The 8600-nt window shown below is 60.9% G+C and carries 6 protein-coding genes; 5 read left to right on the forward strand and 1 reads right to left on the reverse strand.

Annotated features, from left to right (window positions below; translation table 11 throughout):
- Positions 1–39 precede the first annotated feature (39 nt).
- Positions 40–885 (forward strand): choline ABC transporter permease subunit, encoded by an 846-nt coding sequence (gene choW / locus AB1462_RS16870; protein WP_015886271.1) that lies wholly within the window; start codon positions 40–42, stop codon positions 883–885.
- Entirely contained in the window at positions 882–2060 is a 1179-nt protein-coding gene (gene choV / locus AB1462_RS16875) for a choline ABC transporter ATP-binding protein (protein ID WP_090401718.1), read from the forward strand. Before choW ends, choV begins: the two co-directional genes overlap by 4 nt.
- Before the next feature lie 118 nt (positions 2061–2178).
- Here choV and AB1462_RS16880 read toward each other — a convergent pair whose 3' ends face one another.
- Positions 2179–4113, reverse strand: a complete 1935-nt coding sequence (locus AB1462_RS16880) for a BCCT family transporter (RefSeq protein WP_244176468.1) — start codon at positions 4111–4113, stop codon at positions 2179–2181.
- Between the two features lie 378 nt (positions 4114–4491).
- Here AB1462_RS16880 and betI point away from each other — a divergent pair, with 378 nt between their 5' ends.
- The 3 genes from betI (at position 4492) to betA (ending at position 8535) form a co-directional block, all read left to right on the forward strand.
- Complete coding sequence (gene betI / locus AB1462_RS16885) at positions 4492–5085, forward strand: transcriptional regulator BetI (protein ID WP_032884029.1); 594 nt, start codon at positions 4492–4494, stop codon at positions 5083–5085.
- A 110-nt stretch (positions 5086–5195) separates the two neighbouring features.
- Positions 5196–6668, forward strand: a complete 1473-nt coding sequence (betB, locus tag AB1462_RS16890) for a betaine-aldehyde dehydrogenase (protein ID WP_259193931.1) — start codon at positions 5196–5198, stop codon at positions 6666–6668.
- Positions 6669–6831: 163 nt separating this feature from the next.
- On the forward strand, positions 6832–8535 hold the full coding sequence (gene betA, locus AB1462_RS16895) for a choline dehydrogenase (protein WP_090401715.1): 1704 nt from the start codon (positions 6832–6834) through the stop codon (positions 8533–8535).
- Positions 8536–8600: the final 65 nt, after the last annotated feature.

Genomic DNA, 8600 nt, shown 5'->3' on the forward strand with positions numbered 1-8600 from the left:
CCGGGATGTTTTCCCCTTCGCATGTGGACATTCACTACCATGCTGACTGAACAGAAAATCCCACTAGGCCAGTACATCGCTGCCTTCGTCGAATGGTTGACCCAACACGGGGCCAACTACTTCGATGCAATCGCATCGACACTGGAAACGATGATCCACGGCGTGACGTTCGCGCTGACCTGGTTCAATCCGCTGGCATTGATCGGTCTGATTGCGCTGCTGGCTCACTTTATTCAACGTAAATGGGGACTGACTGTTTTTGTCATCGCCTCCTTCCTGCTGATCCTGAACCTTGGGTACTGGCAGGAAACCATGGAGACCCTCGCGCAGGTGCTGTTCGCCACGCTGGTCTGCGTGGTCATCGGCGTGCCGCTGGGCATTGTTGCCGCGCACAAACCGATGTTCTACACCCTGATGCGGCCGGTGCTCGATCTGATGCAGACCGTACCGACCTTCGTCTACCTTATCCCTACCCTGACCCTCTTCGGGCTGGGTGTGGTGCCTGGTTTGATCTCCACGGTGGTGTTCGCGATTGCCGCGCCGATCCGCCTGACCTACCTGGGTATCCGCGATGTACCGCAAGAGTTGATGGACGCCGGCAAGGCCTTTGGCTGCTCGCGCCGTCAGTTGCTCTCGCGCATTGAACTGCCTCACGCCATGCCGAGCATTGCCGCCGGCATTACCCAATGCATCATGCTGTCGTTGTCGATGGTGGTGATCGCCGCCCTGGTGGGTGCCGACGGCCTCGGCAAGCCGGTGGTCAACGCGCTGAACACCGCCGACATCGCCCTGGGCTTTGAAGCCGGCCTGGCGATTGTGCTGCTGGCCATCATGCTCGACCGCATCTGCAAACAACCCGACGCCAAAGTAGGGGGTGATGCATGAGCATTATCCGATTCGACAATGTCGACGTGATCTTCTCCAAAGACCCACGCGAAGCGCTCAAGCTGCTGGACCAGGGCATGAGCCGTAACGAAATCCTGAAAAAGACCGGGCAGATTGTCGGCGTTGAAAAAGCCAGCCTGGATGTGGAAAAAGGCGAGATCTGCGTGCTGATGGGCCTGTCGGGCTCCGGCAAGTCGAGCCTGCTGCGCTGCATCAACGGTCTCAACACCGTCAGCCGTGGCCAGCTGTTCGTGGAGCATGAAGGTCGCCAGATCGACATCGCCTCCTGCACCCCCGCCGAGCTGAAAATGATGCGCACCAAGCGCATCGCCATGGTGTTCCAGAAGTTCGCCCTGATGCCCTGGCTGACGGTGCGCGAGAACATCAGCTTTGGCCTGGAAATGCAGGGCCGTCCGGAAAAAGACCGGCGCAAGCTGGTGGACGAAAAACTCGAGCTGGTGGGCCTGACCCAGTGGCGCAACAAGAAGCCGGATGAATTGTCCGGCGGCATGCAACAACGCGTCGGCCTGGCCCGTGCGTTGGCGATGGATGCCGACATCCTGCTGATGGACGAACCCTTCTCCGCCCTCGACCCGCTGATCCGCCAGGGCCTGCAGGACGAGTTGCTGGAACTGCAACGCAAGCTGAGCAAGACCATCGTGTTCGTCAGCCACGACCTCGACGAGGCGCTGAAACTGGGCAGCCGTATCGCGATCATGAAAGACGGCAAGATCATCCAGTACAGCGTGCCGGAAGAGATCGTGCTGAACCCGGCGGACGACTATGTGCGCACCTTCGTCGCCCACACCAACCCGCTGAACGTACTGTGTGGCCGCAGCCTGATGCGCACACTGGACAACTGCAAACGCGTCAACGGTTCGGTGTGCCTGGATCCGGGCGGCGACTCATGGCTGGACCTGGCCGAAGGCAACACCATCCAGGGCGCCCGCCAGAATGGCGTGGTGATGAACTTGCAGAACTGGGCACCGGGGCAGCCGGTTGAAGGTTTGGGCCGGGTGCCGACGCTGGTGGATTCGAATATCGGCATGCGTGATGCGCTGCAGATTCGTTATCAGACGGGGAACAAGCTGGTGTTGCATGACAACAACCAGGTGGTGGGGATCCTCGGCGACAGCGAGCTCTATCACGCCTTGCTGGGCAAAAACCTGGGCTAGCAATGTGAGAGGGGGCTTGCTCCCGATTGCAGTGTGTCAGTCAGTCCATCTGTTACTGATACACCGCTATCGGGAGCAAGCCCCCTCCCACATTTAGAGCATTGCCACGCTCAACCAATCAGCTATAGACCCGGCCAAGGAGCTGCCGATGGCTTTCAAACTGATCGAGCACGTCCCGGGTGATCTGTTCCTGGGCGAAGCCCATCAGGTCGTACTCTTGAGGCCCGTTGTGCAGGTACACCTCGGCACGGTAATAGCGGGTGCGCTCTTCTTCAGGCAAGTCGCTCGGCGCCGACGAGTAAGCATCCAGGCTCACTTCATAAACGAAGGGGTTGCCCTCTTCCATCTCGATTCGCACACCGATGCAGCGCTTGGACTTGCCCAACAGCGTCTGCACTTCCAACCCTTGCTCACGCAACGCGACCGCCGCCTCTTCCAGCGCTGGCGTGACGTGTTTGTCCATAAAGCGCTGCACAGTGCCCTGGCTCGGTTGCAGGTCGAGTGCCGTCAAACGCTCGCTGAAGCCACGACGCCCACGTTCAGCCAGTTGCGCTTGCTCCTGTTCGATCGCCACATCCTGGCGCATCGCCTTGTGCAAACCGAACATAAAGAAAATCAGCACCACCGAGAACGGCAGCCCCGCCAGCACCACCATGGTTTGCATGGCTTCGAAGTTGCCGGCAAACAGCAGGCCGATGGTCACCAGGGTAATCACCGCCGACCAGAAGATACGCAACCAGTGCGGCGCATCTTCATCCACATTGCCGCCCTTGCAGGAAAGGTTGGCCATCATCACCGCACCGGAATCCGCCGGGGTCAGGAACAGCACAAAGCCCACGAAGATCGACACGCCAATCACGATTTTCGACGCCGGGTAATGCTCCAGCAGTTGGTAGATAGCCATGGACGGTTGTTCCAGTGCCGTCTTGCCCAACTCCACCGCACCGTGGTTCAACACCAGGTCCAGCGCCGAGTTGCCGAAGATCGACAACCACGCCAGGGTAAAGCCCAGCGGAATCAGCAGCACGCCGGCCACCAGTTCACGCACCGTACGACCACGGGAAATACGCGCGATGAACATGCCCACGAATGGCGCCCAGGAAATCCACCAGGCCCAGTAGAACAGGGTCCACAGGCCCATCCAGCGTTCGGTTTTGTCAGCGTCGCCTTCGTACACATAAAGGTCGAAGGTTTTCAGCACGATGCCGTTGAGGTAGTCACCGGTGTTCTGCACCAGGCCGTTGAGCAGGTGCAAGGTCGGGCCGAACAGCAGCACGAAGATCAGCAAACCGCTGAACAGCACGATGTTGAGGTTGGACAGGCGGCGGATGCCGTTCTCCACGCCCGACACGGCAGCGATGGTCGCCACGGTGCTCATCACGATGATCACGATCAGCAGGTTGGTGTTGCTGTGCGCCATGCCGAACAGGTTTTCCAATCCGGACGACACCTGCATCGAACCGATGCCCAGGTTGGTCACCAGGCCCAGCAAGGTCACGAACATGCCGAAACCGTCCACCGCGTGACCGGCCGCGCCCTTCACCCAACGCTCGCCCACCAGCGGGTACAACGCCGAACGCAGGGCCAGCGGCTGGTTATGGCGATAGGCGAAGTACGCCACGGCCAGGCCGACCAGGGCATAGATCGCCCAGCCATGCAGGCCCCAGTGCAGGAAGGTCAACTGCAACGCCTGGCGTGCCGCGCCATTGCTGGCGGCCGCGCCTTCAGGCGGGTTGAAGTAGTGATCCAGCGGCTCGGAGGCACCGAAGTACAGCAGCGAGATGCCGATGCCCGACGAGAACAACATGCCGGCCCAGGCGCCGTAGCTGAAGTCCGGGGTGTCGTCCTTGCTGCCCAGTTTCAACTTGCCGTAGGACGAAAACGCCAGGCCGACCACGAAGACCAAGTAAGCGGCGATGACCACCATGTAGTACCAGCCGAAGCTTTTCGACAGCCAGGCCTGGGCGACGCCGAGCATGCGCCCGGCCTCCTGCGGGGCGATGATCAGAATGGCGGTCAACAACAGAATCAGCGCGGTGGAGGTGTAGAACACCCAACCGTTGACCCGCACCTTTTCCGGCGGGGTCTTTATAAGAGAGGCAGAACTCATGGCGCAGATGCTCCAGGCAGTGCGAGAGAGAAACACAAGGCAACGGTTATCCCGGCGCATCGATTTTTCGGCAGTCGACGAACGGGTGTTATAAAGACACCCCGAAAATCCTTGCCCCCCACCGAAGCGGTAGATGGGGCGTTTGAGGGGTTTTCCAGGTGTCAGGTGTCGCTGTCTCCAGGGAATAAATACCTGCCAGCAGCGACGATTTGTCGCAGAGCTTATTCTTTGTTGATTGAACGTTCAATCAAAACAAAATAGACTGGCCTCCAAGTCGACGGACGTTCATCGCCCATCGGCAGGCCTAAGGAGAGGTGCTACATGCCCAAGGTCGGTATGCAACCCATACGCCGCCAACAGTTGATCGAAGCCACGTTGACGGCCATCGATCAGGTCGGAATGGGAGATGCCAGCATTGCGCTGATCGCCCGTTTGGCCGGGGTCTCGAACGGCATCATCAGTCACTACTTCAAGGACAAGAACGGCCTTATTGCAGCGACGATGCGCTACTTGATGAACGCGCTGATTGAGAACGTCCACGAACGCAGGCTTGCACTCACGGACGACAGCCCACGGGCACACCTTCAGGTGATCATCGAGGGCAACTTCGATGCCAGCCAGGTCAACGGCCCGGCAATGAAAACCTGGTTGGCCTTCTGGGCCACCAGCATGCATCACCCGTCATTGCACAGGTTGCAGCGGATCAACGATCAACGTCTGTATTCCAACCTGTGCTGCCAGTTCCGCCGAACGCTGCCGCTGCCGCACGCACGCAAAGCAGCCCGAGGCCTGGCGGCGTTGATCGACGGTTTGTGGTTGCGCGGCGCCCTGTCGGGAGACGCTTTCGACACGGCACAGGCGCAACGGATCGCTTACGAATACATGGATTTCCAATTGGCCAAGCAGGTGAGTTAGAGCCCTTATAAACGCTCAACCCCTGAACGTCTGCCGCTCAGTGTTGCCACACCCTTATGGCCCACTTTGCGGCGGGTAACGCCAACCACTTATGCACTTGCGAGGACTTTATGGCCCGTTTCGACCTGCAAAAACTCTACATTGACGGCGGCTACAGCGACGCTGGCAGCGATGCCACCTTCGAAGCCATCAACCCGGCTAACGGTGAAGTTCTCGCCCAAGTGCAACGTGCAACGAAAGAAGATGTTGAACGTGCCGTGGTCAGCGCTGAAAAAGGCCAGAAAATCTGGGCCGCCATGACCGCCATGGAGCGTTCGCGCATCCTGCGTCGTGCCGTCGACATCCTGCGCGAGCGCAACGATGAACTGGCCGCCCTGGAAACCCTGGACACCGGTAAAGCCTTCTCCGAAACCCAGTACGTCGACATCGTCACCGGCGCCGACGTGCTGGAATACTACGCAGGCCTGGTGCCGGCCATCGAAGGCGAGCAGATCCCACTGCGCGACACCTCGTTCGTCTACACCCGCCGCGAGCCGCTGGGCGTGGTCGCCGGTATCGGCGCCTGGAACTACCCGATCCAGATCGCCCTGTGGAAATCCGCACCGGCGCTGGCCGCCGGTAACGCGATGATCTTCAAGCCCAGCGAAGTCACCTCGCTGACCACTCTGAAACTGGCCGAGATCTACACCGAGGCCGGCGTTCCAGCAGGCGTGTTCAACGTCTTGACCGGCAGCGGCCGTGAAGTCGGCACCTGGCTGACCGAGCACCCACGCATCGAGAAAGTTTCGTTCACCGGCGGCACCGACACCGGCAAGAAAGTCATGGCCAGCGCTTCGAGCTCTTCGCTCAAGGAAGTGACCATGGAACTGGGCGGCAAGTCGCCGCTGATCGTGTTCGAAGACGCCGACCTGGATCGTGCGGCCGACATCGCGATGATGGCCAACTTCTACAGCTCCGGTCAGGTCTGCACCAACGGCACCCGCGTGTTCGTGCCCAAGCACCTGCAAGCCGCGTTCGAAGCCAAGATCGTTGAGCGTGTTGCGCGCATCCGCGTTGGCGACCCGCAAGACGACAACACCAACTTCGGCCCGCTGGTCAGCTTCGCCCACATGGAAAGCGTGCTGGGCTACATCGCCAAAGGTAAGGAAGAAGGCGCCCGCGTGCTGTGCGGCGGCGACCGTCTGACCGACGGCGACTTCGCCAAAGGCGCCTTTGTTGCCCCGACCGTGTTCACCGACTGCACCGACGAGATGACCATCGTCCGTGAAGAAATCTTCGGCCCGGTGATGAGCATCCTTACCTACGAGACTGAAGAAGAAGTGATCCGCCGCGCCAACGACACCGACTTCGGCCTGGCCGCGGGCCTTGTGACCAAGGACCTGAACCGCGCACACCGCGTGATTCATCAACTGGAAGCGGGCATCTGCTGGATCAACGCCTGGGGCGAGTCCGACGCGAAGATGCCGGTCGGTGGCTACAAGCAATCCGGTGTGGGCCGTGAGAACGGCATCAGCTCGCTGAACAACTTCACCCGCATCAAATCGGTACAGGTTGAGCTGGGCGACTACGCCTCGGTGTTCTAAGCAACCCCACTCAACTCAGCGCGTATCGATCCCAAGGTCCGCCGTAGCAGCTGACGAGCGCAAGCGAGGCTGCGTAGCGATCTTGGGGTCTGCTACGCAGCCCAACGCAGCCTCGTTCCTCGGCAGCTGCTACGGGCGGCCAAACTTTTAAGAGGGTGCATTTATGTCCCAAGAATACGACTACATCATTGTGGGTGCCGGCTCCGCCGGTAACACCCTGGCGACCCGTCTGACCGAAGACGAAGGCGTCACCGTCCTGCTGCTGGAAGCCGGCGGTCCCGACTACCGTCTCGACTTCCGTACCCAGATGCCGGCCGCCCTGGCCTTCCCGCTGCAAGGCCGTCGCTACAACTGGGCCTACGAAACCGATCCAGAGCCGCACATGGACGGCCGCCGGATGGAATGCGGTCGCGGCAAGGGCCTGGGTGGCTCTTCGCTGATCAACGGCATGTGCTACATCCGTGGCAACGCCATGGACTACGACAACTGGTCGAAGCTGCCAGGTCTGGAAGACTGGAGCTACCTCGACTGCCTGCCGTATTTCCGCAAGGCCGAAACCCGCGACATCGGCCCGAACGACTGGCACGGCGGCGATGGCCCGGTCAGCGTGACCACGCCTAAAGCCGGCAACAACCCGCTGTTCCACGCCATGGTTGAAGCGGGCGTGCAGGCCGGTTACCCGCGCACCGAAGACTTGAACGGTTACCAGCAGGAAGGCTTCGGCCCGATGGACCGTACCGTCACGCCGAACGGCCGTCGCGCCAGCACCGCGCGCGGATACCTGGACACGGCCAAGAAGCGTTCGACCCTGACCATCGTGACCCACGCCCTCACCGACAAAGTGTTGTTCGAAGGCAAGCGTGCCGTTGGCGTGCGTTACCTCATCGGTGCCGCCGAAGAGCGCGTTGAAGCCCGTGCGCGTAAAGAAGTGCTGGTGTGCAGCGGTGCGATCGCTTCGCCGCAACTGTTGCAACGCTCCGGCGTGGGCCCGGCCAAACTGCTGGAAAGCCTCGACATACCGGTGGTCCACGACCTGCCTGGCGTCGGCGAAAACCTGCAGGACCACCTTGAGCTGTACCTGCAATATGCGTGCACTCAGCCGGTGTCGCTGTACCCGTCGCTGCTCTGGTACAACCAGCCGGCCATTGGTGCCGAGTGGCTGTTCAACGGCACCGGCATCGGCGCCAGTAACCAGTTCGAAGCGGGCGGTTTTATCCGTTCGCGTCCGGAATTCGAATGGCCGAACATCCAGTACCACTTCCTGCCGGTGGCGATTAACTACAACGGCAGCAACGGTGTGAAAGAGCACGGTTTCCAGGCGCACATGGGCTCCATGCGTTCGCCGAGCCGTGGCCGCGTGCAACTGAAGTCGAAGAACCCACGGGATTACCCGAGCATCCTCTTCAACTACATGGCCACCGAGCAGGACTGGCAGGAGTTCCGCGACGGCATCCGCCTGACCCGTGAAATCATGCAGCAGCCGGCGCTGGACCCGTACCGTGGCCGCGAAATCAGCCCGGGCATCGAGGTGCAAACCGATGAGCAACTCGACAAGTTCATCCGCGAGCACGCCGAAACCGCGTTCCACCCGTCCTGCTCGTGCAAGATGGGCGACGACGAGATGGCCGTGGTCGATGGCGAAGGCCGCGTGCATGGCATGCAGGGCCTGCGTGTGGTCGATGCGTCGATCATGCCGATCATCACCACCGGCAACCTGAACGCCCCGACGATCATGATCGCCGAGAAAATCGCCGACAAGATCCGTGGCCGCCAGCCGCTGCCGCGCAGCACTGCCGACTACTACGTGGCGGGCGATGCGCCGGTGCGTGGCAAGCCGTTGCGTGAAGTGGGGCCGACTGCGCAGTAACCCATTCCCTGTGGCGAGCGGGCTTGCCCCGCGTTGGAGTGCGTAGCGCTCCCAAGATTTTTGGG

This window comes from Pseudomonas sp. SB113, from assembly GCF_040754745.1.
Taxonomy (GTDB): domain Bacteria; phylum Pseudomonadota; class Gammaproteobacteria; order Pseudomonadales; family Pseudomonadaceae; genus Aquipseudomonas; species Aquipseudomonas grimontii.